This window comes from Kitasatospora sp. NPDC059599 (assembly GCF_042735125.1).
Lineage (GTDB): Bacteria > Actinomycetota > Actinomycetes > Streptomycetales > Streptomycetaceae > Kitasatospora.
This window is the reverse complement of the sequence record NZ_JBHWCL010000012.1, coordinates 84,499-107,873: the sequence shown is the minus strand read 5'-3', so window position 1 is coordinate 107,873 and position 23,375 is coordinate 84,499. Positions and strand designations below refer to the sequence as shown.

At 73.5% G+C, this 23,375-nt stretch carries 30 protein-coding genes and 1 pseudogene; 15 read left to right on the top strand and 16 right to left on the bottom strand.

Annotated features, from left to right (window positions below; translation table 11 throughout):
* Positions 1-10: 10 nt before the first annotated feature.
* A complete protein-coding gene (locus ACFV04_RS07090) occupies positions 11-586 on the bottom strand; it encodes an NUDIX hydrolase (RefSeq protein WP_380339267.1) in 576 nt (191 codons plus the stop codon).
* A 381-nt stretch (positions 587-967) separates the two neighbouring features.
* Between ACFV04_RS07090 and ACFV04_RS07085 the strand changes: the two genes are divergently transcribed.
* From ACFV04_RS07085 to ACFV04_RS07065, 5 genes are all read left to right on the top strand, one after another.
* Positions 968-1,735, top strand: a complete 768-nt coding sequence (locus tag ACFV04_RS07085) for a CDP-alcohol phosphatidyltransferase family protein (protein WP_380339268.1) — start codon at positions 968-970, stop codon at positions 1,733-1,735.
* Positions 1,736-1,954: 219 nt separating this feature from the next.
* On the top strand, positions 1,955-2,578 hold the full coding sequence (locus ACFV04_RS07080; protein ID WP_380527344.1) for a hypothetical protein: 624 nt from the start codon (positions 1,955-1,957) through the stop codon (positions 2,576-2,578).
* 104 nt (positions 2,579-2,682) lie between these two features.
* Positions 2,683-3,336 carry an RNA polymerase sigma factor gene (locus ACFV04_RS07075; RefSeq protein ID WP_380527342.1) on the top strand — a complete coding sequence of 218 codons (654 nt, stop codon included), beginning with the start codon at positions 2,683-2,685 and terminating at the stop codon, positions 3,334-3,336.
* Positions 3,333-4,070, top strand: a complete 738-nt coding sequence (locus ACFV04_RS07070) for a hypothetical protein (RefSeq protein WP_380339277.1) — start codon at positions 3,333-3,335, stop codon at positions 4,068-4,070. The genes ACFV04_RS07075 and ACFV04_RS07070 overlap by 4 nt, the downstream gene beginning before the upstream one ends.
* Before the next feature lie 101 nt (positions 4,071-4,171).
* A complete protein-coding gene (locus ACFV04_RS07065; RefSeq protein WP_380527340.1) occupies positions 4,172-5,989 on the top strand; it encodes a phospholipid carrier-dependent glycosyltransferase in 1,818 nt (605 codons plus the stop codon).
* 5 nt (positions 5,990-5,994) lie between these two features.
* Here ACFV04_RS07065 and ACFV04_RS07060 read toward each other — a convergent pair whose 3' ends face one another.
* Positions 5,995-6,402 (bottom strand): ArsR/SmtB family transcription factor, encoded by a 408-nt coding sequence (locus ACFV04_RS07060; RefSeq protein ID WP_380527337.1) that lies wholly within the window; start codon positions 6,400-6,402, stop codon positions 5,995-5,997.
* A gap of 121 nt (positions 6,403-6,523) precedes the next feature.
* Between ACFV04_RS07060 and ACFV04_RS07055 the strand changes: the two genes are divergently transcribed.
* Positions 6,524-7,510 carry a zinc-binding alcohol dehydrogenase family protein gene (locus tag ACFV04_RS07055; protein ID WP_380527335.1) on the top strand — a complete coding sequence of 329 codons (987 nt, stop codon included), beginning with the start codon at positions 6,524-6,526 and terminating at the stop codon, positions 7,508-7,510.
* Between the two features lie 4 nt (positions 7,511-7,514).
* Here the strand turns inward: ACFV04_RS07055 and ACFV04_RS07050 are convergent, their stop codons facing one another.
* Positions 7,515-8,306, bottom strand: a complete 792-nt coding sequence (locus tag ACFV04_RS07050; RefSeq protein ID WP_380527332.1) for an MBL fold metallo-hydrolase — start codon at positions 8,304-8,306, stop codon at positions 7,515-7,517.
* A 293-nt stretch (positions 8,307-8,599) separates the two neighbouring features.
* Here ACFV04_RS07050 and ACFV04_RS07045 point away from each other — a divergent pair, with 293 nt between their 5' ends.
* Positions 8,600-9,184 (top strand): hypothetical protein, encoded by a 585-nt coding sequence (locus ACFV04_RS07045; protein WP_380527330.1) that lies wholly within the window; start codon positions 8,600-8,602, stop codon positions 9,182-9,184.
* A gap of 41 nt (positions 9,185-9,225) precedes the next feature.
* A complete protein-coding gene (locus ACFV04_RS07040) occupies positions 9,226-10,062 on the top strand; it encodes an SDR family oxidoreductase (RefSeq protein ID WP_380339295.1) in 837 nt (278 codons plus the stop codon).
* 67 nt (positions 10,063-10,129) lie between these two features.
* On the opposite strand, the gene ACFV04_RS07035 is transcribed toward ACFV04_RS07040, so the two are convergent.
* Complete coding sequence (locus ACFV04_RS07035; protein WP_380527357.1) at positions 10,130-10,717, bottom strand: TetR/AcrR family transcriptional regulator; 588 nt, start codon at positions 10,715-10,717, stop codon at positions 10,130-10,132.
* A gap of 97 nt (positions 10,718-10,814) precedes the next feature.
* On the opposite strand from ACFV04_RS07035, the gene ACFV04_RS07030 reads away from it, so the two are divergent.
* Positions 10,815-11,660 (top strand): SDR family oxidoreductase, encoded by an 846-nt coding sequence (locus ACFV04_RS07030; RefSeq protein WP_380339298.1) that lies wholly within the window; start codon positions 10,815-10,817, stop codon positions 11,658-11,660.
* Positions 11,661-11,715: 55 nt separating this feature from the next.
* Here the strand turns inward: ACFV04_RS07030 and ACFV04_RS07025 are convergent, their stop codons facing one another.
* On the bottom strand, positions 11,716-13,191 hold the full coding sequence (locus ACFV04_RS07025) for an MFS transporter (protein ID WP_380527327.1): 1,476 nt from the start codon (positions 13,189-13,191) through the stop codon (positions 11,716-11,718).
* Here ACFV04_RS07025 and ACFV04_RS07020 point away from each other — a divergent pair.
* Positions 13,190-13,531: pseudogene (locus ACFV04_RS07020) on the top strand (MarR family winged helix-turn-helix transcriptional regulator); the annotation flags it as partial. The gene ACFV04_RS07025 and the pseudogene ACFV04_RS07020 sit on opposite strands and share 2 nt — an antisense overlap.
* A gap of 57 nt (positions 13,532-13,588) precedes the next feature.
* Here the strand turns inward: ACFV04_RS07020 and ACFV04_RS07015 are convergent.
* The 3 genes from ACFV04_RS07015 to ACFV04_RS07005 form a co-directional block, all read right to left on the bottom strand.
* Positions 13,589-13,924, bottom strand: a complete 336-nt coding sequence (locus tag ACFV04_RS07015) for an NIPSNAP family protein (RefSeq protein ID WP_380527324.1) — start codon at positions 13,922-13,924, stop codon at positions 13,589-13,591.
* 106 nt (positions 13,925-14,030) lie between these two features.
* A complete protein-coding gene (locus ACFV04_RS07010; protein ID WP_380527322.1) occupies positions 14,031-14,285 on the bottom strand; it encodes a hypothetical protein in 255 nt (84 codons plus the stop codon).
* The gene (locus ACFV04_RS07005; RefSeq protein ID WP_380339310.1) at positions 14,282-14,650 is read right to left on the bottom strand and encodes an ATP-binding protein; all 369 of its coding nucleotides are present in this window, start codon (positions 14,648-14,650) and stop codon (positions 14,282-14,284) included. Before ACFV04_RS07005 ends, ACFV04_RS07010 begins: the two co-directional genes overlap by 4 nt.
* Positions 14,651-14,876: 226 nt before the next feature.
* Here ACFV04_RS07005 and ACFV04_RS07000 point away from each other — a divergent pair, with 226 nt between their 5' ends.
* The 4 genes from ACFV04_RS07000 to ACFV04_RS06985 all read left to right on the top strand — a co-directional run bounded on the left by ACFV04_RS07000 (position 14,877) and on the right by ACFV04_RS06985 (position 17,005).
* Positions 14,877-15,728, top strand: coding sequence for a DUF5753 domain-containing protein (locus ACFV04_RS07000; protein WP_380527319.1), 852 nt, complete (start codon positions 14,877-14,879; stop codon positions 15,726-15,728).
* Positions 15,729-15,731: 3 nt separating this feature from the next.
* Positions 15,732-15,917 carry a DUF397 domain-containing protein gene (locus tag ACFV04_RS06995; protein WP_380527317.1) on the top strand — a complete coding sequence of 62 codons (186 nt, stop codon included), beginning with the start codon at positions 15,732-15,734 and terminating at the stop codon, positions 15,915-15,917.
* A gap of 105 nt (positions 15,918-16,022) precedes the next feature.
* Positions 16,023-16,403 (top strand): PadR family transcriptional regulator, encoded by a 381-nt coding sequence (locus ACFV04_RS06990; protein ID WP_360253302.1) that lies wholly within the window; start codon positions 16,023-16,025, stop codon positions 16,401-16,403.
* Positions 16,400-17,005 (top strand): HAAS signaling domain-containing protein, encoded by a 606-nt coding sequence (locus ACFV04_RS06985; protein WP_380527315.1) that lies wholly within the window; start codon positions 16,400-16,402, stop codon positions 17,003-17,005. Before ACFV04_RS06990 ends, ACFV04_RS06985 begins: the two co-directional genes overlap by 4 nt.
* A 44-nt stretch (positions 17,006-17,049) precedes the next feature.
* On the opposite strand, the gene ACFV04_RS06980 is transcribed toward ACFV04_RS06985, so the two are convergent.
* Both ACFV04_RS06980 and ACFV04_RS06975 read right to left on the bottom strand, forming a co-directional pair.
* Positions 17,050-17,346, bottom strand: a complete 297-nt coding sequence (locus ACFV04_RS06980) for a hypothetical protein (protein WP_380527313.1) — start codon at positions 17,344-17,346, stop codon at positions 17,050-17,052.
* Positions 17,343-18,071 carry a DUF6193 family natural product biosynthesis protein gene (locus tag ACFV04_RS06975; protein WP_380527311.1) on the bottom strand — a complete coding sequence of 243 codons (729 nt, stop codon included), beginning with the start codon at positions 18,069-18,071 and terminating at the stop codon, positions 17,343-17,345. Before ACFV04_RS06975 ends, ACFV04_RS06980 begins: the two co-directional genes overlap by 4 nt.
* Positions 18,072-18,261: 190 nt before the next feature.
* Between ACFV04_RS06975 and ACFV04_RS06970 the strand changes: the two genes are divergently transcribed.
* The gene (locus tag ACFV04_RS06970; protein ID WP_380527310.1) at positions 18,262-18,657 is read left to right on the top strand and encodes a hypothetical protein; all 396 of its coding nucleotides are present in this window, start codon (positions 18,262-18,264) and stop codon (positions 18,655-18,657) included.
* 81 nt (positions 18,658-18,738) lie between these two features.
* Here ACFV04_RS06970 and ACFV04_RS06965 read toward each other — a convergent pair whose 3' ends face one another.
* The 6 genes from ACFV04_RS06965 to ACFV04_RS06940 form a co-directional block, all read right to left on the bottom strand.
* Positions 18,739-19,227: a hypothetical protein gene (locus ACFV04_RS06965; RefSeq protein ID WP_380527308.1), complete on the bottom strand. Its 489-nt coding sequence runs from the start codon at positions 19,225-19,227 to the stop codon at positions 18,739-18,741.
* A gap of 124 nt (positions 19,228-19,351) precedes the next feature.
* Positions 19,352-19,939 (bottom strand): hypothetical protein, encoded by a 588-nt coding sequence (locus ACFV04_RS06960; RefSeq protein WP_380527306.1) that lies wholly within the window; start codon positions 19,937-19,939, stop codon positions 19,352-19,354.
* A 155-nt stretch (positions 19,940-20,094) separates the two neighbouring features.
* Positions 20,095-20,901: an ABC transporter permease gene (locus ACFV04_RS06955; protein WP_380527305.1), complete on the bottom strand. Its 807-nt coding sequence runs from the start codon at positions 20,899-20,901 to the stop codon at positions 20,095-20,097.
* A complete protein-coding gene (locus ACFV04_RS06950; protein ID WP_380527303.1) occupies positions 20,898-21,824 on the bottom strand; it encodes an ATP-binding cassette domain-containing protein in 927 nt (308 codons plus the stop codon). The genes ACFV04_RS06955 and ACFV04_RS06950 overlap by 4 nt, the downstream gene beginning before the upstream one ends.
* Positions 21,824-22,663 carry a DUF4097 domain-containing protein gene (locus tag ACFV04_RS06945; RefSeq protein WP_380339343.1) on the bottom strand — a complete coding sequence of 280 codons (840 nt, stop codon included), beginning with the start codon at positions 22,661-22,663 and terminating at the stop codon, positions 21,824-21,826. Before ACFV04_RS06945 ends, ACFV04_RS06950 begins: the two co-directional genes overlap by 1 nt.
* A gap of 137 nt (positions 22,664-22,800) precedes the next feature.
* The gene (locus ACFV04_RS06940; RefSeq protein ID WP_380339346.1) at positions 22,801-23,358 is read right to left on the bottom strand and encodes a toxin-antitoxin system HicB family antitoxin; all 558 of its coding nucleotides are present in this window, start codon (positions 23,356-23,358) and stop codon (positions 22,801-22,803) included.
* Positions 23,359-23,375: the final 17 nt, after the last annotated feature.

The window sequence follows — 23,375 nt, the reverse complement described above, 5'->3', positions numbered from 1 at the left end:
GCAGGGGCCGTCAGGCGGGTGGGAGCAGGCGGGCGGCGCGGTCGAGGGTCTCGCGGAGGTTGTCCTCGGTGGTGCGCCGCTTGGCCTCCTCGACGGTGAGCCACTCCAGCGGGGAGGCCGGGTTCTCCGGGCGGGCCCGGTCCGGGGTGGCGGTCGCCAGGAGGAAGCGCAGGTCGGCGTGGTCGTGGGCGGGTTCGGCGGGCGAGGCCGGGACGGGGACCACGGCGAGGTGGAGCAGGGCGGCGTCGGGCCACGGGGTGAGGTCGGTGAGGCCGGTCTCCTCCCGGCCCTCGCGCAGGGCGATGTCGAGTGGCCGGGTCTCTCCGGGGTCTCCGTGGCCGCCGATCTGCAGCCAGGCCTGTTGGCGGACGTGCCAGCGCAGCAGGACGCGGCGGGTCGGCGGGTGGACGACCAGCGCGGAGGCGGTGAAGTGGAGGGGGAAGGTGCTGCGGTTCCACGGGTCGGGGGTGTCGAGGAGGCTGCGGGCCCGCTCGTGGTCGGCGGTCTCGACCGGGCCCTGCGGGCGGTGGTCGTCGAGCAGTCGGGCCGGTTCGGGGCTGGGCGACGGGTTGCCCGTGGTCACCATGGCTCTGCGCTCCTCGTCCTGCTCCGGGGACCGTCCGGGTCCGCGACGGGACCGTCCGGGTCCTTGATCGGGACCATTCCGGGTCCTTGACGGGACCGCGACGGACCCGTTCCTGGGTCCGTTCCGGAGTCCGTTCCGGGTCGACTGCGGACAGTCTCGGAGCACGTCAACGGGCTTGTGGGGAAAGGGTGGTCGGGCCCGGGGCTTCCGGTTCCGGCGAACCCGCGCAGCCTAGCCCGGGGGCCGTCGGGGGGCCCACCGGTTTTCGCCCTGCCGCACGGCGGTACTGCCGTGCGGCAGGGGCCGTACCGGCTGGTCGGGGCGTTCCGGGGAGGCCGTAGCCTGTGGTGATCGTTACGGGACAGGTGGAGGGATGTCGTCATGGTGGCTGCTCCGGCGCTCGCCGAGCTGCGCGAGGTGTGCCAGCCGCAGGCCAAGCTGCAGAGCCGCAACGGTGAGCACTGGGCGGGCCGGCTGTACATGCGGCGGATCTCGCTGCTGACCACCCGGCAGCTGGTCCGCACCTCGGTGTCGCCGAACACCCTGACCTGGGTGATGGTGGTGTGCGGGGTCGGCGGCGGCGCGGCCCTGCTGATTCCGGGGCTGACCGGCGCGGTACTGGCGGCCGTGCTGTTCCAGCTGTTCCTGCTGTTCGACTGCGTGGACGGCGAAGTCGCGCGCTGGAAGCGGCAGTTCAGCATGGCCGGGGTGTACGTGGACCGGCTCGGCGCCTACCTGGCGGACGCGGCGCTGATGATCGGCGCGGGTGTCCGGGCGGCGCGCGGCGGCTCGGAGCTGTGGGTGTCGGTGGGCCTGGCGGCCGCGCTGGGCGTGGTGCTGCTCAAGGCGTCGACGGACCTGGTGGACGTGGCCCGGGCCCGCAGCGGGCAGCCGCCGGCGGACGAGGAGTCGACCCAGCCGCGGTCGCAGGGCATCGCGACGGCCCGGCGGTTCGCCTCGGTGTTCAAGATCCACCGGGTGACGAACGGCATCGAGGCCTCGCTGGTGCTGCTGGCCGCGGCCGCGGTGGACAGCGGGCTCGGCAACCTGGACGCGACGCGGGCGGCGCTCGCGGGGATCACGGTGATCACCTGGGGCATGGTGGTCGCGCACCTGGCGTCGATCCTGTCCTCCTCGCGTCTGCGCTGAGTCCGGCCGGGAGGCCGACCGGCCGCACGAAGGGCCGACCGACGAAGGGCCGACCGATCGGAACGACGACTGCCCGGAAGGACACCCGACCGGCCCTCGACCGGGGACCGGCCCCGGGCGGGAGGGTGACGCGGTCCTCCCCCGCCCGGGGGAGGACCGCCGGCGAAGCCCGTCGCCGGGTGGACGCGGCGGCCCGGGGCCGGGCGGGACCGTGGGGGCATGACGATGACCCAGCCCGCCGCCACCGCGCACGTCGCCGCCCCGGCCGCGGGTACCACCACTGCCGCCGCCCGGGCCGCTGCCGCCGCCCGGGCCGCTGCCATCCGGGCCGCCGTGCCGGCCCCGCCCCGGTGGGCCGTGCGGGCCGCGCACGTCGCGGCCGCCACCGCGCTGCCGGCCGGGCTGTGGCGGCTCGGCCTGGTCGCGGGCTGGCACGGCGGTTACACCGACGCGGGTTACCAGGCGATGGGGTTCACCGGCTGGGGCGCGGTGTGGCTGGTCTTCCTGAGTCTGTTCACCGAGGCGCTGGCGCTGCTCACCCTCGGGCTGGTCCGGCCCTGGGGCACGGTGCCGCCGCGCTGGGTCCCGTTCGTCGGCGGTCGCCCGGTCGCCCCCCGCGTGGTGGTTCGCGCGGCGCTGCTCGGTGCCGCCGGGCTGGCCGTGCTCTGGACGCCGTTCGCCGGGTGGTGGGCCATGCCGGGCACGGGCATGACCCCGCCGGGCCACTTCCTGGTCGGCTTCCTCTACCTGCCCACCGTCGCCTGGGCACCGCTGCTCGCCGCCGTGGCCGTGTCGTACCACCGCCGCCACCGGGCAGCGGCGGCGCTCTCCCGCACGGCCTGAGGCGCGTCCCGCACGGCCCGGCGGGGCGTCACGCGCCGGAGCGGGAGCGGCCCGATGTGACGCGGATCACCGCAGCGGGCGGGGTCCGCCGGACAGGACCGGGTGTGGAGCAATCGATACGGGCGCGGATCCGCGCCGGGGACGCCGAGGCGTTCGGGCAGGTCTTCGAGGACCATGCCCGGACGGTGTACCGGCACGCGGTACGGATGACCGGGGACCGGACCGTCGCCGAGGACGTGGTCTCACTGACCTTCCTGGAGGCCTGGCGGGTGCGCGCGCGGATCGCGCCCGAGGGCGACAGCCTGGCGCCGTGGCTGCTGGGGATCGCGGGGAACGTCATCCGCAACACCCGCCGGGCGGCGCGCCGGCACCAGAAGGCACTGGCGAAGCTTCCGCCGCGCGAGGTCGTGCCGGACTTCTCCGGCGAGCTGGCGGGGCGGATCGCCGATGCCGAGGAACTGGCCGCCGCGAAGGCCGCGTTGGAGCAGCTGCGGCCGACCGAGCGGGAGGTCTTCGCGCTCTGCGTGTGGGAGGGGCTGGATCACTCGGCGGTCGCGGAGGCGCTCGGCAGACCGGTGGGCACGATCCGTTCCCGGCTGTCGCGCGCCCGGACCCGGCTGCGCGAGCTGACGGCGCGGGAGGTGGCCTCGGCGGCCGCGGCGCGTTCCGCGCGCGCGGCGCAGCGCCCGGGCAGCACCGGACAGGTACCAGGTGACCGCACGTCCGCGGTCCGGCCGACCAAGGAGACGATCCGATGAGCGCCACCCCCCGGGACCGGTCCGACCGGGCCGATCGGGAGGAGATGGCCCGGCTGCTGCCGGCCGCGGCCGCCCCGGAACTCGACCAGGGCCGCTTCCTCCTGATGAAGGACCACCTGATGGACAGCATCGCCGACACCGCCGCCCCCCGGCGGGCCTCCCGCCGACGCACCCTGCTCCTGCGGGCGGCCCTCCCGCTGGGACTGGCCGCCGCGGTGGCCGGGGCCCTCCTCACCTTCGCGACCGACGACCCGGGGGCCATGAACGACGACACCGGCCGGTCCCTGGGCAACGCCAGCACGGTCGCGTACACCCTGGAGAGCGCCGAGGACGTCGTCCGGCTCAGCATCCTGGAGCAGAACAAACCGGTGGACACGGTCCAGTTGCAGCACGACCTGGACCGGTTCGGGATCCGCGCCCGGGTCTACGCGGGCGAGCCCGGCTGCCGGACCAAGCGGCCGAAGCAGCCGGAGCACGTGGATCTCAACGCCGGGTGGGACATCGAGCTGCGGCCCGGGAACAGCCCGATGGTGCTGACCGTCCACCCGCGCCTGCTCCCGAAGAACACGGAGATCTTCATCTACCTGCCACTGGCCAAGACCGATCCGGCCAACAGCTTCCGCGAGTTGGAGGCCGGGCTGATGCAGTCCCCGGGCCCCGCCTGCCTGGAGTCCAGGGAGTTCGTCAACCCGCTGGCGAGCCTGTTCCCGACCAGCCCGCCGCCCTCCCGGTGATCCGGGCCTGATCCGAATGCCGCACCCCTTCTCCGGAACCAATCGGACTACATATACAGTCCAACGACATATACAGTCGTCCGACAGAAGGGGTGCGGCCCATGCCGCCACTCACCACCACCCGGCCCGCCGGCACCGACCCGGCCACCGGACCCACGGCCGTCCGCCCGGCCGCCGCCACCCGGCCCACGGCCGCAGGGCGGGCCGCACGGGCCCTCACCACCCGGGCCCTCGCGCTCCACCCCGGGGTCGTCCTGGTCGCCGGATACGTCGCCGAGCTGCTGTTCCGGCTCGTCCTGGTCCGGCACATGAGCTTCCCGTCCGTCCACCCCGACGAGGACTCCTACCTCGTCCTGGCACGCGTCCTCGCGGGCCGCCCGACGACCGAGATCCCGGTCGGCGTGGTCATCCCCGGCGGCTACCCCCTGCTGATCTCCCCCGCGCTGCGCCTGGCCGACGACCCGGTCACCGCCTACCGGCTGATCATGGTCATCAACGCCGCGGTCAACGCGCTGGTGCTGCCGCTCGCCTACGTCGCCCTGCGCCGGCTCGGTCTGCGCCGGCGGCTCGCGTACGTCTTCGGCGGCGTGACCGCCCTGCTGCCGCCGGTGATCTTCTACTCGCAGTTCGCGCTGACCGACGCCGTCCTGCCCGTGCTGATCCTCGCCTGGCTGCTCTGCCTCCACGGCTGGCTCGCCGACGGCACCGGGCGGCGCCGCACCTGGCACGCCGTCGGGGCCGGTGCGGCGGCCGGTTACGCGATGGCCACGCACGACCGCGGCGGCGTGGTGGTCGCACTGACCGCCGCCGTCCTCCTCGGCGTCCTGCTGCTGCGCCGCGCGCCGTGGCGCGCCACGGTCGCCGGGCTGGCCGCGCTCGGCCTCGGCGTGCTCGGCGCGCAGCTGCTGTCGGCCTGGCTGCACGCGCAGTTCACCGTCGCGAACAGCGATGTCGGCGGGTTCCTCTGGCGGGGGCTGACCGATCCGGGGGCCGCCCAGCGGACGCTCACCCGCACCGCCGGGCAGATCTGGTACTTCACCGCCTCCACCTGGGGCATCGGCGGGCTGGCCGTCGTCGCCTGCCTGTGCGCGGTGGCCGACCGCCGCCTCCCGCGGGAGCTCCGGGTCACCGGCGGCGTGCTGGTGGCACTGCTGTTCGGCACCGCCCTGGCCTCCGCCGCCGCGCTGCCGGCCGACGGCCGGATCGACGACTGGGTGTACGCCCGCTACACCTCCTACCTCGTCCCGGCGGCCTTCGTCATCGGCATCGCGCTGCTCGCCGGACGCGGACGCCGCGCGCTGGGCCGGACGGCGGCCGTGACGGCGGGGCTCATGGTGCTGCTCGCCGGGACGGTGGTCGAGTCGGCCGGTTCCAAGCTGCGCACCGAGGTCTTCATTCTCTGGGGCATGCCGGACAGCTCGTTCCTGGCCGGTGACTGGGGCCGGCTCGACATGTTCCGGGCCACCGCCGCCGCGCTGGTCGTGCTCACCGCGGTGGTCCTGGTGCGCCTGTCCGGCGGGCGGCGGGTGCTCCCGGCGATCGGCGTCTCACTGGCCCTGTTCGCCGCCTTCGCGACCACGACGATCACCGCGCAGGTCGCCGCGCCGCACGCGAAGTGGCGCGAGGGCCTGGCGACGGGTTTCACCCGTGACTCGGGGGTCGGGGCGGGCGACAACGTGGTCTTCGCCTGGGACCTCGACTGGTCGCTGCGCGGCACCCAGGCCTTCGAGGTCTACCGGGGCCGGGTCTGGTTCCTCGACCCCCGCTGGCAGCCCCTGCCGGCGGAGGCGAGCGCCCTGGTCACCCCGCTGCCCCCGGCGGGGCAGCCGGCGGAGGCCTACTGGCCGGACCACCCCGCCGCCTGGTACGTCGAGCGGGCCGACGCACGGCAGAACTGGGCGGTCTGGCGGCACCGTTGAGCCGGCTACCCGGCCTCGCCGCCGCGCACCCCGGGGCCGCCGCCGCACACCCCGTCCTCGCCGCCACGGTCCCCGGGCTCGCCCCCGGGTCGCCCGTAGGCGGCGAGGACGGTGTCGAGGAGGCCGGGGAAGCGCCGCTCCAGGTCGACGGTCCGCAGCGTGGAGAAGCGGCGGTTGGCCTCCTCCCGCTGACTGATCAGGCCGGACTCGCGCAGCACCTTGAAGTGGTGGCTGAGCGTGGAGGGCGCGACGTCCACCGGGAAGGTGCCGCAGGCCCGTTCGGGTTCGGCGCGCAGCACCCCGACGATGGTCATCCGGGTGGGGTCGGAGAGTGCGTGCAGGACGTCGAGGAGGTCGATCTCCTCGGTCGCGGGGTGTGCGAGCGCTGGTCGGCGGCGGGTGCTGCGGGGCACGGTCAGACCTCCCTGATCTGCGATCTGATCTGCGATGTTCGACATCCATGGAAACTGCGTGGTACCACTGTCCCGCGTCAATTTCGTAGTTCGTCGAACATCGTAGTCGAGGGGGACCGACATGCGCGCACTGGTGATGACCGCACCCGGTGGGGCCGAGAACTCGCAGATCCGGGAGATCGGGGCACCGACCCCGGGGCCCGGCGAGGTGGCGATCGACGTCGCCTACGCCGGACTGAACTTCGTCGACGTGATGGCCCGCCGCGGCGACGGCGGCTACACCTCGGAGTGGCCGTACCGGCCCGGCAAGGAGGTCGCCGGCACGGTCCGGGAGATCGGCGAGGGCGTCACCGGCCTCGCCGTCGGCGACCGGGTCGTGGCCGCGCCCGTCGGCGCGGGCCTCGCGGAGGTGGCGGTCGCCGAAGCCGCGCTCACCGTGCCGCTCCCGGACGGCGTGGCCCTGCGCGAGGCCGCCGCCGTCCCGCTCGGCCTGGCCACCGCGATGCTGCTGCTGACCGACGCTGGCCGGTTCGACGCCGGCGACACCGTGCTGGTCCACTCGGCGGGCGGCGGCATCGGCAACGCCGTCGCCCAGCTCGTCCCGCTGCTCGGCGGCGGCCGGCTGATCGGCACCGTCGGCCGCCCGGAGAAGGCCGCCGCCACGGTCGCCTCCGGCTACGACCACGCCTTCGCCCGCGACGAGGCGCTGTCCGAAGCCGTCCGGAACGCCACCGACGGCCGGGGCGTCGACCTCGTCCTCGACCCGCTGGGCACCGAGGCCCTCGAACTCGACCTCGCCGTGGCGGCACCCGGCGCCCGTATCGTCCTGTTCGGCAACGCGGGCGGCGGCGCCGTCGCCGACCTGCCCCCGCTCGGCCGCCTGATGGCGGGCAACCTGACCGTCACCGGCTTCAGCCACCGCGGCCTGGCCGCCACCGCCCCCGACCGGCTGGCCCGCGCCATCCGCCGGGTCCTCGACCTCCTCGCCGACGGCGGCCTGAAGCTCCCCGTCACCGAAGTGCCCGACCTGACCGCCGTCGCGGCCGCGCACGACGCGATGGAGCAGCGCCGGGCCACGGGCAAGTACGTGGTACGGGTGGGTGGTTGACCCCTCATGAGGACCCGGCCGCCGGTCGGACCGGGAAGACCGCGCCCGGGTCGGCGTGGGCGACCGGACCGGCGAAACGGGCCGCCGCCCGGCCGACGGCCTCGGCCGGGGTCATGGCGCGGCCGACGTGGGTGACGAGCAGGCGCGAGGCGCGGGCCGCCGCGGCGGTGGTGCCGGCCTGCTCGGGGGTGTGGTGCACCGGGGCCCCGTCGCCCGGCTCCGGCTCGGAGCTCTCCGCCTCGCAGAGCAACAGGTCGCAGCCGTCGGCGAGTTCGGTGAGCGCGTCGCACGGGGCGGTGTCACCGGAGTAGACGAGGGAGCGGCCGCCGGCCTCCACCCGGAGGGCGAAGGCCGGCATGCCGTGCTCCACCGCCCGGCTCACCAGCGTCAGACCACCGACCCGCACCCGGTGGCCGTCGGACAGCTCGGTGACGGCGAAGGCGGATTCGACCGGGCTGCGCCGCGCCGTGTTGGTCAGGAAGGCCGCCAGCCGGTCGGCGGTTCCGCGCGGGCCGTACAGCGGGATCGGCGCGGCGAGCCGGACGTCCGCGTAGAGCGCGCCGTAGTAGGCGGTGAGCAGGTCGGCGCAGTGGTCGGCGTGCAGGTGCGAGATCCAGATCGCGTCCAGCTCGTCGAGCCGGGCGTGGCGCTGCAGCGGACCGAGGGTGCCGCTGCCGGCGTCCACCCACACCCGGGCGCCCGCTCCGGACACCAGGTAGCCGGAGCAGGGGTTGTCGGCGCTCGGGTAGGGCGTCGCGCTCCCCAGGACGGTGAGGCGCAGGGGTTCGTCGGACATCCGGCGAGGGTAGCGCCGGCGGCCGGCCCCCGTGATCATTTTCCGACCGGGCGGGGCCGGGAGGAAACACCGTCGTTGCCCCCGCGTGGGAAGTCGGCGGGGTCGACTTTCCGTGCCGGGTCGGCTTCCCGCGCGCGACGAGGCTCCGGGCCGCCGGTGCGAGCAGGCGAGGCGGCGGGCTGCCGGGCCGTCGGGCGGCGGCTGTCGGGCGTCGGGCCGTCGGCCGTCGGCCGTCGGCCGTCGGGCCGAATATCGGCGTGCCGCGCCCTGCCCGGGCTGGTTGACTCCGTGCCATGAGCACCTCCCGGGCCCTTCCGGTCCTGCGCACGCCCGACCGGCAGGCCCTCCACGACACCGCCCGCCTCCTGCTGGACTTCACCGAGCCGTGGGGCCGCGTCTCGGTGGACTGCCACGCGCTGGGGATGACGTCGGCGGAGGCGCGGCAGGTGCTCGAAGCCTTCCCCGGCAGCTGGGTGTCGCCCTCCGACCGGACGCATCCCGAGAGCAGCGCCGAGGTCCGCGCCCTGTTCGAAACGGGGGATCCGCGGGTGGACGAGCTGGCCCCGTTCGACGTCGACGTCTTCGAGCGGCCCCCGGGGTCGGTCGAGGAGCGCTTCCTCGGCATCGTCGGGTCCGGGCCCGCCGCGCTGTACTGGGGCGGCTTCGCCTGGCCCGCCGTCCCGGAGCTCGACCTGAAGCCGCGGGCCAAGGACGCCCACCTGCAGATCGTGCTCAACAGCCGCAACGCGGACTTCGACCGGCCGTCCGAGGACCACACGCTGTTCATCCACTTCCGCAGCGGCGACCTCGAACGCGCCGAATGGCTGGCCCGGCAGGCCGGGCTGACGCCCGTCGGCCCGGACGAGTCCGGTTGCTGACCGTCCGGGCATAGCCTCCGCTCGAACGGCGTTGGCCGGGCATGACCAAGATTCTGGTGATCGGCGCGAACGGCAGTGTGGGCAGGCACGTCGTGGCCTCGCTGGCCGAAGACGGCCACGAGGTAAGGGCGTTGGTCCGCGGCACCGCGAAGGACGCGCTGCCCGCGGGGGTCGAGGCGGTGCGGGGCGATCTGACGGTGCCGGAGAGCCTGGAGCCCGCGCTGGCCGGCGGGGTGGAGGCGGTCTACCTGATGTGGCCCGGGCTGCCCGTGGAACCCGGGGTCGTCGAGCTGATCGCCCGCCACGCGAAGCGCGTCGTCTACCTGTCGGCGGACGTGGCCGACCTCGCGGACGACGAACCGGCCGTGGTCTTCCACCAGGAGATCGAGCGGCTGGTCCGGCGGTCCGGCCTGGACTGGACCTTCGTGCGGGCGATCGACTTCGCGGGCAACCTGCTCGCCTGGGCCGACCAGGTGCGGGCGGGTGTGGTCCGGTGGCCGTACGGGCGGGCGCGCCGTTCGCTGGTGCACGAGAAGGACATCGCGGACGTCGCGGTGCGGGCGCTCACCGAGGACGGGCACCACGGCTGCCGGTACGTGGTCACCGGGCCGGAGTCGCTGTCGCACGCCGAGCTGGCGGGGATCATCGGCGAGGAACTGGGCGTCGGCCTGCGGTGGGAGGAGCTGGCGCCGGAGCCGGCCCGCGAGCAGCTGACGGCGGCCTGGGGGAACGCCGCGTTCGTCGACTCCCGGCTGCGGGCCTGGGAGTCGTTCACGCGCGAGCCGGAGCGGGTGACCGACACCGTGGAGCGGGTGCTGGGGCGGCCGCCGCGCGACGTCCGCAGCTGGGTGCGGGACCACGCGGCGGACTTCCGGTAGGCGTCAGGCCCCCCGGCACCGGGACCCCGGTCCCGGCCCCGCTCCGCCGCGCCGCGCCGCGCCGGGGTCAGCTCCCCTCCGGCGCCTCCAGCGAGTCGAGCCAGCCCAGCAGCCGGGCGCCTTCGCGGGTCATCACGTCCGGGTCGCGCAGGGCGTTGGCCAGCAGCGACATGCCCTGGTAGCCGGCGACCAGGGTGAGGGCCAGGCCGTCCGGGTCGGGCAGGCCCAGCTCACGGAACTGCCGCCCGGCCCAGTCGAGCAGGCGCCGGATCACTGCGCCGGCCTCCGCGTCGAGGACTCCGTCGTCCCGCTTGTCGAGTTCGGCGGCCAGGGTGCCGGTCGGGCAGCCGAACCGGGCGGCGATGTCGCGCTGCCCGATCCAGGCTTCGACCAGTGCCTTGAGGCGGTCCCGGGGGTCGGCGGTGCGCTCCAGCGCTTCGGTGAGTTCGTCCAGGTGGGCGCCGTGCTCGGTCAGCGCCGCCCGGACCAGCTCGTCCTTGGTCTTGAAGTAGTAGTAGACGTTGCCGACCGGGACGTCCGCCTCGCGCGCGATGTCGGCGAGGGTGGTGCGCTCGACGCCCTGTTCGTGGAGGACCCGGGCCGCGGCGGCCGCGAGCCGCCGACGCTTCTGCGACGCCTGGACGCGCCGATTCACTGAGTCAGTCACCCGACTGACTATAGACAGCCTCCCGTGGACGTGTGCTACGGTCTTTCTGAGTCAGCCAACTAACTCACAACGGGAGGGGATCTCGATGATCACAGTGACGGGCGCCACCGGCAACATCGGCCGGACGCTGGTGGAACTGCTGGCCGGAGCGGGCGAACAGGTGGTGGCCGTGTCCCGGCAGCCGCAGCCCGCCGCCCCCGCGACCGGCGTCCGCTGGGCGCGGGGCCACCTCGGCGACACCGCGGGCCTGCGGCCCGCCCTCGAAGGGTCCCGAGCACTGTTCCTGCTGCTGGGCGGCGAGCTCAACAGCCGGGGCGAGAGCCCGGAGGCCCTGCTGGACGCCGCCGCGGACGCCGGGGTCGAACGGATCGTCCTGGTCTCCTCACAGGTCAGCGCCACCCGCCCGGACTCGCCGTCGCACGCCCGGCTGCGGCAGTTCGAGGACGCCCTGGGCGCATCCGGACGGGACGTCACCGTCCTGCGCCCCGGCGGCTTCGCCTCCAACGCCTTCGCCTGGGCCGAGACGGTCCGCACCGAGCGCACGGTCTTCGCCCCGTTCGGCGACGTGGCGCTGCCCGTCGTCGACCCGGCGGACATCGCGGCGGTCGCCGCGGCCGTCCTGCGCGAGGACGGGCACGCCGGCCGCACCTACGAACTGACCGGCCCCGAGCTGATCAGCCCGCGCCGACAGGCCGCGGCCCTCGCCGAAGCGCTGGGCGAGGAGGTCGCCTTCGTGGAGCTGTCCCGCGAGCAGGCGCACGCCCACCTGGCCCGGTTCATGCCGGAGCAGGTCATCCCCGGAACGCTGGACGTCCTCGGGCTCCCGCTCCCGGCCGAACTGACGATCAGCCCCGACGTGGCGGCGGTCCTGGGCCGCCCGGCCGCACCCTTCGGCGCGTGGGCCGTTCGCAACCTGTCGGCGTTCCGGTAGGGGCGGTGCGGGGCCCGGCCCCGCCGGGCCGGACCCGACCGGACCCCGCGCCGGGTCAGGCGGTGGCGGGGTTCACCGCCTCACCGTCCTCGACCGCCCGGGCGGGCACCGACCGCAGCGCGGGAGCCGGCGGGGCGGGGACGACGGCGGGGATGACGGCGGCGACGGCGGCCGCGACCAGGGCGACGCCGCAGCCGATCACCAGACCGACCCGGAAGCCGCCCTCCGACGGGAGGGTGTGGCCGCCCAGGGTGACGGTCAGCTGCGACAGCACCACGCCGACGACGGCGGCGGACACCGAGGTGCCCAGCGAACGCATCAGGGTGTTGAAGCTGTTCGCCGACGCCGTCGCGGACAGCGGGACCGCGCTCATGATCAGCGCGGGCATCGCACCGTAGGCCAGACCCACACCGCCGTTGGAGACGATCCCGGCGATCAGCACGCCCCAGGTGGACCCCATCAGCGGCAGCGCCGGCCCGTACCCGGCCGCGATCGCCAGCGCCCCCATGACCAGGGTGAACTTCGGCCCGCGCGCGGCGGAGAGCCGGCCGCCCAGGGGCGAGACGACCATCATCATCAGCCCGCCCGGCGCCATCCACAGGCCCATCGCCAGCATCGACTGGCCCAGCCCGTAACCGGTGGCCGTCGGCAGCTGCAGCAGCTGCGGCAGGACCAGCGCCTGGGCGTACATGCCGAATCCGACCAGGACGGACGCGACGTTGGTCAGCAGCACCCGGGGGCAGGTGGTGACCCGCAGGTCCACCAGCGGGGCGGCGACGCGCAGCTCCCAGCGGGCCCAGAGCATCAGGACGGCGGCCGAGACGGTGAACAGGCCGAGGGTGCGGGTGCTGCCCCAGCCCCAGTCGCCGCCCTTGGAGACGGGCAGCAGCAGGCAGACCAGGCCGACGCTGAGCCCGGCGGCGCCGACGAGGTCGAAGCGCCCGCCCGGGGCGGGGCGGGTGGCGGGCGCCGGGGCGGGGACCACGGTCCGGATCATCGCGATGATGACGACGGTCAGGGCGGCGGTGCCCCAGAAGAGCACGCGCCAGCTCGCGTAGTCGGCGACACCGGCGGCGATCGGCAGGCCGAGGCCGCCGCCGATCCCCATGGACGCGCTGACCAGCGCGATCGCTGAGCCGAGCCGCTCGGGCGGCAGGACGTCGCGCAGCAGGCTGATGCCGAGCGGCACCAGGCCCATGCCCATGCCCTGCAGCGCCCGGCCGGTGATCATCGGCACCACGGACGAGGACAGGGCGCACAGCACCGAGCCGAGCAGCAGCGGGACGCAGGAGGCGATCAGCATCGTCCGCTTGCCGAGCAGGTCACCGAGGCGGCCGCTGATCGGGACGAACACGGCGGCGGAGAGCAGGGTCGCGGTGATCACCCAGGAGGCGTTGGAGGCCGTGGTGTGCAGGAGTCGGGGCAGTTCGCTGATCAGCGGGGTGACCAGGGTCTGCATGATCGCGGCGACGGTGCCGGTGAACGCGAGCGTGGCGACGATCGGACCGGTACGGGGGGCGGGGGTCGCCATCCTGCTCAGCCGGGTCGACGCCCAAGGTCCGATGTCCATCGGACAGCTGAGCGACGCCTTCGGCCTGGACGTGTCCACCCTCAACCGGCAGACGGCGGCGCTGAAGAGCGCGGGACTGCTGGAACGCATCCCCGATCCGGACGGCGGCATCGCCCGCAAGTTCCGGCTGACGGAGGCAGGACAGCAGCGGCTGGCCGACGAACGCGCGGCCCACGTCCGGGCCCTGGACCTCGTGATGGCCGACTGGCCGGAGGAGGACGTCGAGCGGTTCGCCGGGTACCTGCACCGGTTCAACAGCAGCATCGAGGACATCGACGGGCGGCCCTGGCCCCGAGGGTGACCCGGCCACGCGGCCCGAGACCTGCCGGGGTCTCGGACGGACGGGGCCAGTTGGACGTCAGGACCGCTTGAAGGCCTCGACGGCGCCCTCGGCGACCTCGATCACGATCGAGTGGAGACTCTCGATGCGCGAGACGATCGCCTCACGCGGACCCTGACGCCAGATGTCGCTGCCGTAGAAGGCGTCCTCCTGCGAACGGTGCTGCTCGACGGAGTCGAACGCCCGGATCAGGTAGGCCTCTTCGTGCCCGTCCTCGTCGACCAGTGAGGCCCCGTGGTCGACGACCCGGATGCCGGCCGCTTCGAGCAGCGGAACGGCCTCCTCGGCCATCACGCGGACGAAGTCGGCACGGGTGCCCGGCTTCAGGCGGTAGGTACGGAGTTCGAGTATCACGCTGGTTCTCCCGGTGATTGGCGCACAGTTGGCGCACCGCAGGCCGGGGGCGGATCCCCCGGCCGGGCGGAGAGCCTACGCGGGAAGCGGACAGGTGCGCAGGAGATCAGGGGCGGGCGTCACGGCTGCGCTTGTACGCGCGGAGGAGCGCGAGGAGATTGATCAGCGTGCTGGCCGGGATGTTGCCGAGGTTGATGAGGCGCAGGCCGTGCAGATTGGTCTCCCCCGGGGCGGCGGAGGGCCAGAGGAGGCCGAACTCGCGCCCCTCGGTGCGGAGTTCGATGATCAGCTCGGAAAGCTGGCGGACCGTGAGGTGGAGCAGGGCCGGATCGGTGGGGCGGATGGGGTGGTGGGCGCTCACGCGGCACCGTCCAGCTGCAGCTCGAACCAGACGCTCTTGCCGAGGTACTGGGGGTCGACGCCCCAGCGGTGGGTGAGGCCCGCGACGAGCTGCAGGCCCCGGCCCGATTCGGCCAGGACGGACAGGGGTTGCTGCTCCGGGAGGCTCGGGCTGCGGTCGGAGACCGTGACGCGGAGGGTGTCGGCGAGGAAGAGGATGAGGACGACCGGGGAGGTCGTCCCACCGTGACGCCAGGCGTTGACGATGAGTTCGACCAGGGCGAGTTCGGCGTCCGCGATGGAGGCGGGCGGCCAGCCGGCACGGGTCATGCCGTCACGCAGGGCGTCGCGGGAGAGCGTGAGGGAGGGGGAGTTGAGGTTGCGCACAGGGGTCTCCCGGAGGGGAAGGGGTGAGACCGGCGGATACGTCGCCGTGAACGAGCCCACTAGACATGGGTGTTCTTCGGTGCCCGAGCGGCGTTCTGACGATCCGTTCGGTGATCGGTGCATCACAGACTGTAGGGCATGCAGACTCACATGTGCCACCAAGTCCGGAAACATGGTCCACCCATAGCAGCTGGACTGTTGACGTGACGACATAGATGCTTGGGCCATGCCACCACGCACCACCCCAACAGCCCGGCAGGAACGGTTGGGCATTGAGCTACGGAAGATGCGAGACAGCGCCCGCCAGACGACCGCTCAGGCCGCAGCCGTCTTCGGACTGGATCGAACGAAGATCACTCAGGTCGAGAAGGGGCACTACCCGATCACGGCCGAGCGAGTCCGCACGCTCGCTACAGCCTTCGGCGAGACCGATGCCGCGTACATCGAGGCTCTCGCGGCCATGGCCGACGACAGGCGCAAGGGCTGGTGGGACGAATATCGAGGCTTCGTCCCGCAAGGCTTCCTCGACATCTGCGAGTTCGAGCACCACGCGCAGGGCATGCATTCCTACCAGATCTGCCATCCACCAGGCCCCATGCAGTCGGAGCGCTACAGCCGCGCAATCTTCCGGGACAATCAGGTGCAACTGACTCCGCGCGTCGTCGAGACGCGCGTCGAGCAACGGATGCAGCGATCCGAAATGTTGATGGCGAAGGGCACCCATCCATACACGGCGATCGTCCACGAGGCTGCCCTCCGCATGCAGTTCGGCGGCCGCGACGTAGCACGGGAACAACTTGACTGGATGCTGGAGTTGTCCCAACTGCCGCATGTCACGCTTCGAGTGATCAGCTTCGCCGCTGGAGGCTTCAAGGGACCCGGCCAGGCCATCAACTACGCAAACGGTCCCGTGCCACGGCTCGACACCGTCAGCTACGACTCCATGGAGGGGCCGATCTTCCTCCACCTGGCTGCGCACCTGGAGGAGTACCGTGCGGTCATTGAACAGATGACTGACAGGTCTCTCTCGGTTGCCGACTCCCGCGATCTGATCGCGAAAATCAAGAAGGAGATATAGCCGATGGAGAACCGCGCCTGGATTCGGCCGAGCGCCTGCTCCAATGCGAGCAACTGCCCGGAGGTGGCCATAGGCCCGGACGCCGTGTACGTCCGCAGCAGCCTTCTGCCCGAGGCCGTCGCCCAACTCACCCCCGCCGAATGGCGTGACCTCGTCTCCGCCATCCGCAACGGCGAGTTCGACGTCTGACCCGCTCCCCCACCCACGGCCCGCCGGCTCTCCGGCGGGCCGTTTCGTTCTCTCCGGCGGGTCGGTCCGTCGCGCTACCTTGTTCCGCCTGCTACCTTGTGATGCATGGTACCTGGCATCACCAACCCGGACGGGCCCGCCGAGGCCCCCGACGGGCCCGTGGCGACCCAGCTGCGCAAGGGCGTGCTGGAGTACTGCGTACTGGCCCTGCTCAAGGACGGCCCGCGCTACGGCGTCGAACTGCTCCAGGAACTCGGCCGCTTCCCGATGCTGGCCACCAGCCAGGGGACGATCTACCCCCTGCTCTCCCGGCTGCGCCGCGCCGGGCTCGCAGAGACCTTCCTCCGCGACTCGGCCAGCGGACCGTCCCGCCGCTACTACACGCTCACCGACACCGGCCGCGAAGCGCTGCGGGAGTTCACCACCCTCTGGCCCGCCTTCCGCGAAACCGTCGACCACGTCCTCGACCCGGGAGAGAACCCGTGAACAACCCCATCGAGCACCCCCTGGTCCGCGCCCACCTCGACGCGGTCAGCCGCTTCACCGCCCCTCTCCCCGAGGAGCGCCGCCGCGAACTCCTCGCCGACCTGCGCGAACACGTCGAGGTCTCGCTGGCCGAGCACGACCCCGCCGACGAGGCCGCCGTCCGCCGCGTCCTGGAACAGCTCGGCACCCCCCGGCAGATCGCCGACGCCGCGCTCGCCGAGGACGGGCTGACCCTTCCCGAGCCGGAGAGCGCCCGTCGCACCAACGTGACGCTGCTCCTCGCGGTGCTCCCGTTCCCGCTGCTCCTGCTCCCGGTCGCCGGGCCCCTGCTCGCGCTGGCGGCCGCCGTCACCGCCGCCGTCCGCGTCACCAGGTCCCGGATGTGGAGCCGCGAGCAGAAGAAGCGGGCCACCCTGCTCCTGCTCGCACCCATCCTGACCACGCCGCTGGCCGCCGCCGCCTTCGTCGCGGTCTCCTCGACGGGACTGACCGCGACCAACCTGCTCGCCGCGTACGCCCTGGGGTTCAGCCCGGTCCTGCTCGCGGCGGCACTGCTGGCCCGATCCGCCGCCCGCCTGCGCGGCGCCGCCGCCACGGCCTGAGCCCGGGCCGCCCTCACGGCCCGAGGCACGAGCCGCCCGCGCCCTCACCCGGCCCGGCGGCGCCTGAACTCGGCCAGCCACTCCCACACCTGCGCCTCGTCGTGCAGGTACGGCTCTCCGGGCCCGGTCCGCAGGTCGATGCCGTACAGCAGGTCCAGTGCCCACAGGGACAGGTCGTCCCACTGGAGTCCGTCGTCGAGGAACCACCGCCCGGCCCAGCGGTCGGCCGCGTCCCTGCTCACCCGGCCGTCCGCGACGGCGGCGAACCACCACTCGATCTCGTCGGTGCCGGCCTGCCCGGCACCGCCCGGGGCGTCCGCGCCCGTGCCGTCGCCGCTCACAGGTCGTCGGGGCCGGCGACGGCCGGACCGAGGTCGGCGGGGACGTGGGCCGCGGCGAGGGCGGCGGCTTGCGTCGCCGTCGGGACCTCGCCGAGCAGGTCGTCGTCGGTCTCCCGGTCGAGGGTGCGCTGCACCCGGTAGGGGCCGCCGTCACGGGCCGGGACGATGACCACCGCCGGCGGGTACACGTGGCCGACGCTGGGCCGGAAGCCCAGCCGGCTCACGCTGGAGAACGGGAGCAGCTGCCGCAGTCGCGGCTGCCGGTACGCCGCTTCCAGCGCCGCGCCGAACTCCCGGAACTCCGGCATCTCCGCCGCCCACTCCCGCAGCAGGCGCCACGCCACGTCGACCGCGGCGGCCGGGCTGCGGTCCGCCGCCTCCGCGAACTCGCCGTACTCCACCCACGACAGCTGCGCGCGCAGCTCCGGCAGACTCGTACCGCTCCCCCAGGCCGCGCCCGCCCGGACGACGTCACCGAGGTCGGGGGTACCGCCCCCGATCATCGCCACCCCCCGGCTCCAGCCGTCGACACCGAAGTACCGCCACCCGTCCTCCAGGTGGATGTCGAGCGGTTCCCGCCCGGGGGCGGGCGCCGCGATGCTCGCCGTCCGGTCCGAGTCGGCCGGCAGCACCGTGACGTCCAGGGCCAGGTCGGCAGCCGCCCGTTCCAGCGCGGCGGTCAGGCCGCCGGCGGCGATGACGTCGGCGTAGAACGCGGATTCCATCGCGCCAGTATGGCGACACGGCCGTCGCCGATCGAGAACGGCTTGATCGGATCGCTGCCGAACTCTCCGAGCGGAAGGCGGTTTTCCGCTGCGGAGGGCCTGGGTAGTGACGAAGGCGTTCGCACCCGCACCGTTCACACATGCGGTGCGCCGGAGCAACTTTGACGATCATTCACCGAAAGGCATTCCCATGGACCGGAACCTCCGGAACGCCCTCGCCGTCCTCGTGACCGCCAGCGCCCTCTGCGCCGCCGCGCCCGTCGCCACCGCCGCCGAACAGGCCCGGCCGGTGGCAGGGGTGCAGGCGCAGGTCCGCAACCCGAAGACGGTCAAGGCCGACGCCTACAACCAGGCCCGCAGCATCCTCGCCAACGCGGGCAGCCAGACCGCCGCCAAGTCACACCCGATCCACGGCAAGAACGACGTCCCGGTCTCCTACGGCACCAGCCTGCTCGCCTCCGCCCGGGACGAGTTCCGCGCGGCCGACAAGAACCTGCCCGCGGGCCAGAAGAAGTCCGACATGTCGATCCCGCACTACAACGCCATCCACAACGCGGCGAAGGTCATGGGCATCGACCGCTGGTAGCCGCCCGGCCGCCGGCCCCCGGCTCCCGGCTCCCGGCTCCCGGCTCCCGGCGCGGCGGTCGCACCCCGTGGGGAGCCGGGTCTACCCCTTCGGGAATCCGAAGCCCAGTGCGCGGGTGAGGTCCAGCGCCAGGTCCTCGGCGAGCGGCTCACTCCCCTGCTCCAGCACGGCCAGCACCGCGGCCTCGTCGGGCCGCAGCCCGGCGCCCTCCGCCCAGGCGGCCGCGCGGGGCGCGATCTCATCGGGCTCAGTGATCCACTTCTCGGGCACCTCGTAGTCCAGGGCCATCTCCCGGGGAAAGGTGCTGTGCCAGCTCAGGCCACCCGGCCCCCAGGCCTGCGCGAAGACGAAGTCGCTGTCGTGGACGTGCATCACGAGCACCGGGGCCCCGGTCTCGGCCACGATCCCGGTCGCCGTGTCGACCGGGCCGCCGGTCTGCAGGATCCGCCAGTCGCCGACCCCGGCGCCTTCGGCCTCCCACTCGGGCAGCACCTCGTCCACCCGGACCGACGTCAGTTCGGTCAACGACCGCGCAGAGCGCGCCACCACGAAGGCCCCGGAGAATCCCATGGCCGGTGACGATAGCGCCGCCCGCCGACAACCCACCCCCGGCGCCCGCCGACGGGCCGACGGACGCCGGGCAGACAGACGCCGGGCAGACGGGCAGACAGGCAGACAGGCAGACGGGCCCTGCCTAGCGGGGCGTGACCTCCGGCCCGCTCAGCCGGCCGTCGCCGTTGACGGTGTAGACCCTGGCCTCGTGCTCCGTGGTCACCGTGATCCGGTCCGGCCCGGACCACTCGGCCCTGCGGAAGCCGTCGCCCTCGTCCCAGGTGCCCAGATCCCAGTGGCGGGCCGTCCAGCCACTGCCGGTCAGCAGCTCCACCCGGTAGATCGGGTCGATGGAGAACGCCACGTCGGTGATGATCAGGACGTGCTCGGGGCGGCTCGGGTCGGGCTTGCGCTCGACCAGCCGGCCGTCACCGCCCAGGAAGTACGTGACGGCCCCGATCACCACCGCGACCACGATGAGCGGCGACAGGACGGCGGCGCAGCCGAGCTGCGCCCACCTCTCGCGGAACTCGAACCGGACCAGCATCGAGACCATGAGCATCACCGCTGCCGTCCCGAGCAGCAGGACGGGGTGGTTCAGCCAGCGCTCGACCTCCACCAGGCCGCCCGAGCGGGAGGCCAGGTGGCCCGGCAGGTAGGCCAGGAACGCGACCAACGCGGCGCCCCTGAACCACCATTCGATCCGTCTGTGCCACGCAGCCGCCGCCATGTACTCCCCCTGGGTGAACTTTTGCCCGGACTTTACTACGGGCACACCCCCGGGCCCGGCGCCGAACTCCCGCGGGCGGGTGGTCGACGACGAGCCCTACGGCCCGGGTGACGGGGGTTCCGTCACCCGGGCCGCGTCCACCGGCCGTACCCCCGTCACCGCCGGTGGAAGACGCTCCGCGACCAGAAGTAGCCGAGCAGCGTCAGACCGGTGCACCAGGCGAGGGCGCTCCACGCGCTGGTGCCGATCGCGGTGCCCATCAGCAGGCCGCGCAGGGTCTCGATGACGGGCGTGAAGGGCTGGTACTCGGCGAACCAGCGCAGGGCCGTCGGCATGGAGTCGGGCGGGACGATGGCGCTGCCGATGAAGGGCAGGAAGGTCAGCGGCAGCGGCGTGTTGCTGGCGCTCTCCGGCGTCTTCGAGACCAGCCCGATGCCTGCCGATATCCAGGTCAGCGCCAGCGTGACGAACAGCAGCAGCCCCGCGGCCGCGAGCCACTCCACCGGGCCCGCGTGCGACCGGAAGCCCATCGCGAAGGCCGCGCCCGTCACCAGCACCAGCGCGATCACGGTCTGGATCACACTGCCGATCACGTGGCCGGCGAGGAACGCCGACCGCGATATCGCCATCGTCCGGAACCGGTTGACGATCCCCTCGGTCATGTCGACGCAGACACCGACCGCCGTGGCGACGGACCCGGCCGTCGCCGTCATCAGCACGATCCCCGGCGTCACGTAGTCGATGTAGCTGCCGCCGCCGATGCCGAGCCCCAGCGCCCCGCCGAAGGCGTAGTTGAAGAGCGCCAGCATCATCACCGGCATCACCACGACCGAGAAGGTCATCGCCGGGTACCGCTGCGCGCGCTTGAGGTTGCGCCGCAGCATGGTCAGCGAGTCGCGGACCGCGTGGCTCACGGTCGCGTTCGTGGTCGCGCTGGTGGTCACGCTCGTGGTCGCGCTCATCGCACGCCCTCCCCGGTCAGAGTGAGGAACACGTCGTCCAGGTCGGCCGTCTCCACGACCAGCGACTCGGCCCGCACGGAGGCGTTGTCGAGCGCGTCGAGGACGGCCTTCACCGTGATGACGGAGTTGTCCCCCGGGATGTCCAGCCGCAGCGCCTCGGTGTCGACGGCGGCGTAGTCGAACAGGCCGGCGGCGGCGCCCAGTTGGGCGGCGTCGGCGAACCGGAGCCGGATCAGCCCGCCGGGGACGATCCGCTTCAGCTCCTCGGCGGTGCCCTCGGCGACGATCCGGCCGCCGTCCAGGACGGCGATCCGGTCGGCGAGCTGATCGGCCTCGTCCAGGTACTGGGTGGTGAGGAGGACCGTCACACCTTGGTCGGCGACCAGGCCCCGGATGATCTCCCACATGGTGCGGCGGCTGCGCGGGTCCAGTCCGGTGGTCGGCTCGTCGAGGAAGATCACCTCCGGGTCGCCGACCAGCGTCATCGCCAGGTCGAGCTTGCGCCGCATGCCGCCCGAGAAGGTGGTGACGGGCGTGCGCGCGGCCCCGGCGAGGTCGAAGCGGTGCAGCAGTTCCTCGGCCCGCCTCCGCCCCTCCCGACGGCGGAAGTGGTTGAGGTCGGCCATCAGCAGCAGGTTCTCCTCGGCGGTGAGCAGGTTGTCCACCGCCGAGAACTGGCCGGTGACCCCGATCGCCTTCCGCACCCCGTCGGCTTCGCGGACCACGTCGTGGCCGGCCACCCGGGCCGTGCCGCCGTCCGCCGGGATCAGGGTGGAGAGGATCTGCACGGTGGTGGTCTTGCCGGCGCCGTTCGGCCCGAGCAGGGCGAACACGGTGCCGGCGGGGATCTGCAGGTCGATGCCCGCGAGCACCGCCTTGTCGCCGTAGGACTTGGTGAGTCCGGTCGCCGAGATCGCGGTCATCAGGCCCTCCGGACGATGATGCTGCCGACCTGGGTGCTGCCGCGGACCTCGACGGTCTCCCGGGCGCCGCCCGGGCCGTCGGTCTCGCCGAGGGAGTTGCGGACGCCGCCGAACTTGCTGTGCACGTCGAGCCAGGCCGCCGTGCCCTCCGCGATGCCGACCTCCACGTCCCCGACACCGGTCCGCAGGGTGACCTTGCCCCGGACCACCCGGCCGACCCGGAGGTGGCCGTTGGCCGACTTGGCGTCCACGTCCGCCCCGGCGAGGCCGACGTGGATCCGGCCGTTGGAGGCGTTGGCGGTCAGCTCGCCGTGCACCTCGTCGATCTCGGTGTCGCCGTTGCTGTTCTTGACCGTCAGCGCGCCGCCGACGGTGCCGATCTCGATCCGGCCGGAGCCGGACACCTCGGCGTCCCCCGCGACCGCGCCGAGCCGGATGTCGCCCATGTCGGTCTTGAGCCGCACGCTGTCGGCCCGGTCGACCTGGATCCGGCCCATGGAGGTCTTCAGCCGGCAGTCGCCGAGCGGGCCCTCGGCGACGAAGTCCGCCATCGGGGAGTCGGCGTGCACCTGGGAGCCGGCCGGCAGCTCGACCAGGACCTCGATCGACCCCTTCTTGCTGGAGAACACGGTGCGCTGCTTCGGCCCCTTGACGGTGAGCCGACCGCCGGAGAAGTCGACCTGGGTCAGCTCGGCGGCCTTGACGTCGGCCTCCCTGGCCGCGTTCGCGGGCCGCACCTCGACCACGGCGTCGGTGCGCTTGCCGGCGGTGATCCACAGTGCGCCGATCTCGAAGTCGAAGGCGGCGGAGATCGGTCCGTCGGTCTCGTACGTAGGCATGGCTGTCCCGTCCTCTTGGCTCGTGTGGGTGTTCCCGCTGGTCGGAGCGGGGGTGACGTCGAAGGTGCGAAGGCTGTGGAACGTTCGGGCTGTTGCGGGTGCTACGGGTGGAGCGGGCCGTCGGTGGCGCGGGAGGGTCAGTGGACCCAGCCGGTGAAGCCCTGGCCGCCGATACTGCGCGGGGTGCGGGCGCCCGGGTCGGCGACCGGGAGGGCGACCGGACGGCCCGCCTCCAGCGCGCCGGCGACGGCTCGGGCCAGCCAGGCGTTGAGGGAGAGGCCTTCCTGTCCGGCGGCCTCCTCCGCCCGGATCTTGAGGTTGGCGGGCAGGCGCAGGTTGATCCGGGCCGTGCCGCTCTCGTCCGACTCCGGTGCCACCGGCACCACCGGTGGCACCACGACCGGGGCCGGTGGCACCACGACCGGCGCGTCCCCGTGGAAGCCGTCGGAGCCGGGCGGCGCGGTCACGACGAACTCCGGGTCGAGCCCGCGCAGGCGCACGTCAACCGACCCCGGGGCGAGGTCGCGGGTGACCTCGCCCATGGCGGCCGACAGCGCGTTGAGCAGCGTGAGCCGTACGGCCGACTCCAGCGGGAGCGTCAGCCGGTCGGCCAGCGCACGGGCTTCGTCCCCACCGGCGGCGGCGGCCACCGCGAGTTCGTTCCGGAGGTTTTCGACGTACGGCGTGAGGTCCATGGCTCAAGCATGGCACG

Excerpts from the sequence above, each read along its gene's own strand:
- ACFV04_RS07090 (WP_380339267.1), bottom strand. The coding sequence starts at position 586 with ATGGTGACCACGGGCAACCCGTCGCCCAGCCCCGAACCGGCCCGACTG.
- ACFV04_RS07085 (WP_380339268.1), top strand. The coding sequence starts at position 968 with ATGGTGGCTGCTCCGGCGCTCGCCGAGCTGCGCGAGGTGTGCCAGCCG.
- ACFV04_RS07080 (WP_380527344.1), top strand. The coding sequence starts at position 1,955 with ATGACGATGACCCAGCCCGCCGCCACCGCGCACGTCGCCGCCCCGGCC.
- ACFV04_RS07070 (WP_380339277.1), top strand. The coding sequence starts at position 3,333 with ATGAGCGCCACCCCCCGGGACCGGTCCGACCGGGCCGATCGGGAGGAG.
- ACFV04_RS07065 (WP_380527340.1), top strand. The coding sequence starts at position 4,172 with ATGCCGCCACTCACCACCACCCGGCCCGCCGGCACCGACCCGGCCACC.
- ACFV04_RS07055 (WP_380527335.1), top strand. The coding sequence starts at position 6,524 with ATGCGCGCACTGGTGATGACCGCACCCGGTGGGGCCGAGAACTCGCAG.
- ACFV04_RS07050 (WP_380527332.1), bottom strand. The coding sequence starts at position 8,306 with ATGTCCGACGAACCCCTGCGCCTCACCGTCCTGGGGAGCGCGACGCCC.
- ACFV04_RS07045 (WP_380527330.1), top strand. The coding sequence starts at position 8,600 with ATGAGCACCTCCCGGGCCCTTCCGGTCCTGCGCACGCCCGACCGGCAG.
- ACFV04_RS07040 (WP_380339295.1), top strand. The coding sequence starts at position 9,226 with ATGACCAAGATTCTGGTGATCGGCGCGAACGGCAGTGTGGGCAGGCAC.
- ACFV04_RS07030 (WP_380339298.1), top strand. The coding sequence starts at position 10,815 with ATGATCACAGTGACGGGCGCCACCGGCAACATCGGCCGGACGCTGGTG.
- ACFV04_RS07025 (WP_380527327.1), bottom strand. The coding sequence starts at position 13,191 with ATGGCGACCCCCGCCCCCCGTACCGGTCCGATCGTCGCCACGCTCGCG.
- ACFV04_RS07000 (WP_380527319.1), top strand. The coding sequence starts at position 14,877 with ATGCCACCACGCACCACCCCAACAGCCCGGCAGGAACGGTTGGGCATT.
- ACFV04_RS06995 (WP_380527317.1), top strand. The coding sequence starts at position 15,732 with ATGGAGAACCGCGCCTGGATTCGGCCGAGCGCCTGCTCCAATGCGAGC.
- ACFV04_RS06990 (WP_360253302.1), top strand. The coding sequence starts at position 16,023 with ATGGTACCTGGCATCACCAACCCGGACGGGCCCGCCGAGGCCCCCGAC.
- ACFV04_RS06975 (WP_380527311.1), bottom strand. The coding sequence starts at position 18,071 with ATGGAATCCGCGTTCTACGCCGACGTCATCGCCGCCGGCGGCCTGACC.
- ACFV04_RS06970 (WP_380527310.1), top strand. The coding sequence starts at position 18,262 with ATGGACCGGAACCTCCGGAACGCCCTCGCCGTCCTCGTGACCGCCAGC.
- ACFV04_RS06965 (WP_380527308.1), bottom strand. The coding sequence starts at position 19,227 with ATGGGATTCTCCGGGGCCTTCGTGGTGGCGCGCTCTGCGCGGTCGTTG.
- ACFV04_RS06960 (WP_380527306.1), bottom strand. The coding sequence starts at position 19,939 with ATGGCGGCGGCTGCGTGGCACAGACGGATCGAATGGTGGTTCAGGGGC.
- ACFV04_RS06955 (WP_380527305.1), bottom strand. The coding sequence starts at position 20,901 with ATGAGCGCGACCACGAGCGTGACCACCAGCGCGACCACGAACGCGACC.
- ACFV04_RS06950 (WP_380527303.1), bottom strand. The coding sequence starts at position 21,824 with ATGACCGCGATCTCGGCGACCGGACTCACCAAGTCCTACGGCGACAAG.
- ACFV04_RS06945 (WP_380339343.1), bottom strand. The coding sequence starts at position 22,663 with ATGCCTACGTACGAGACCGACGGACCGATCTCCGCCGCCTTCGACTTC.
- ACFV04_RS06940 (WP_380339346.1), bottom strand. The coding sequence starts at position 23,358 with ATGGACCTCACGCCGTACGTCGAAAACCTCCGGAACGAACTCGCGGTG.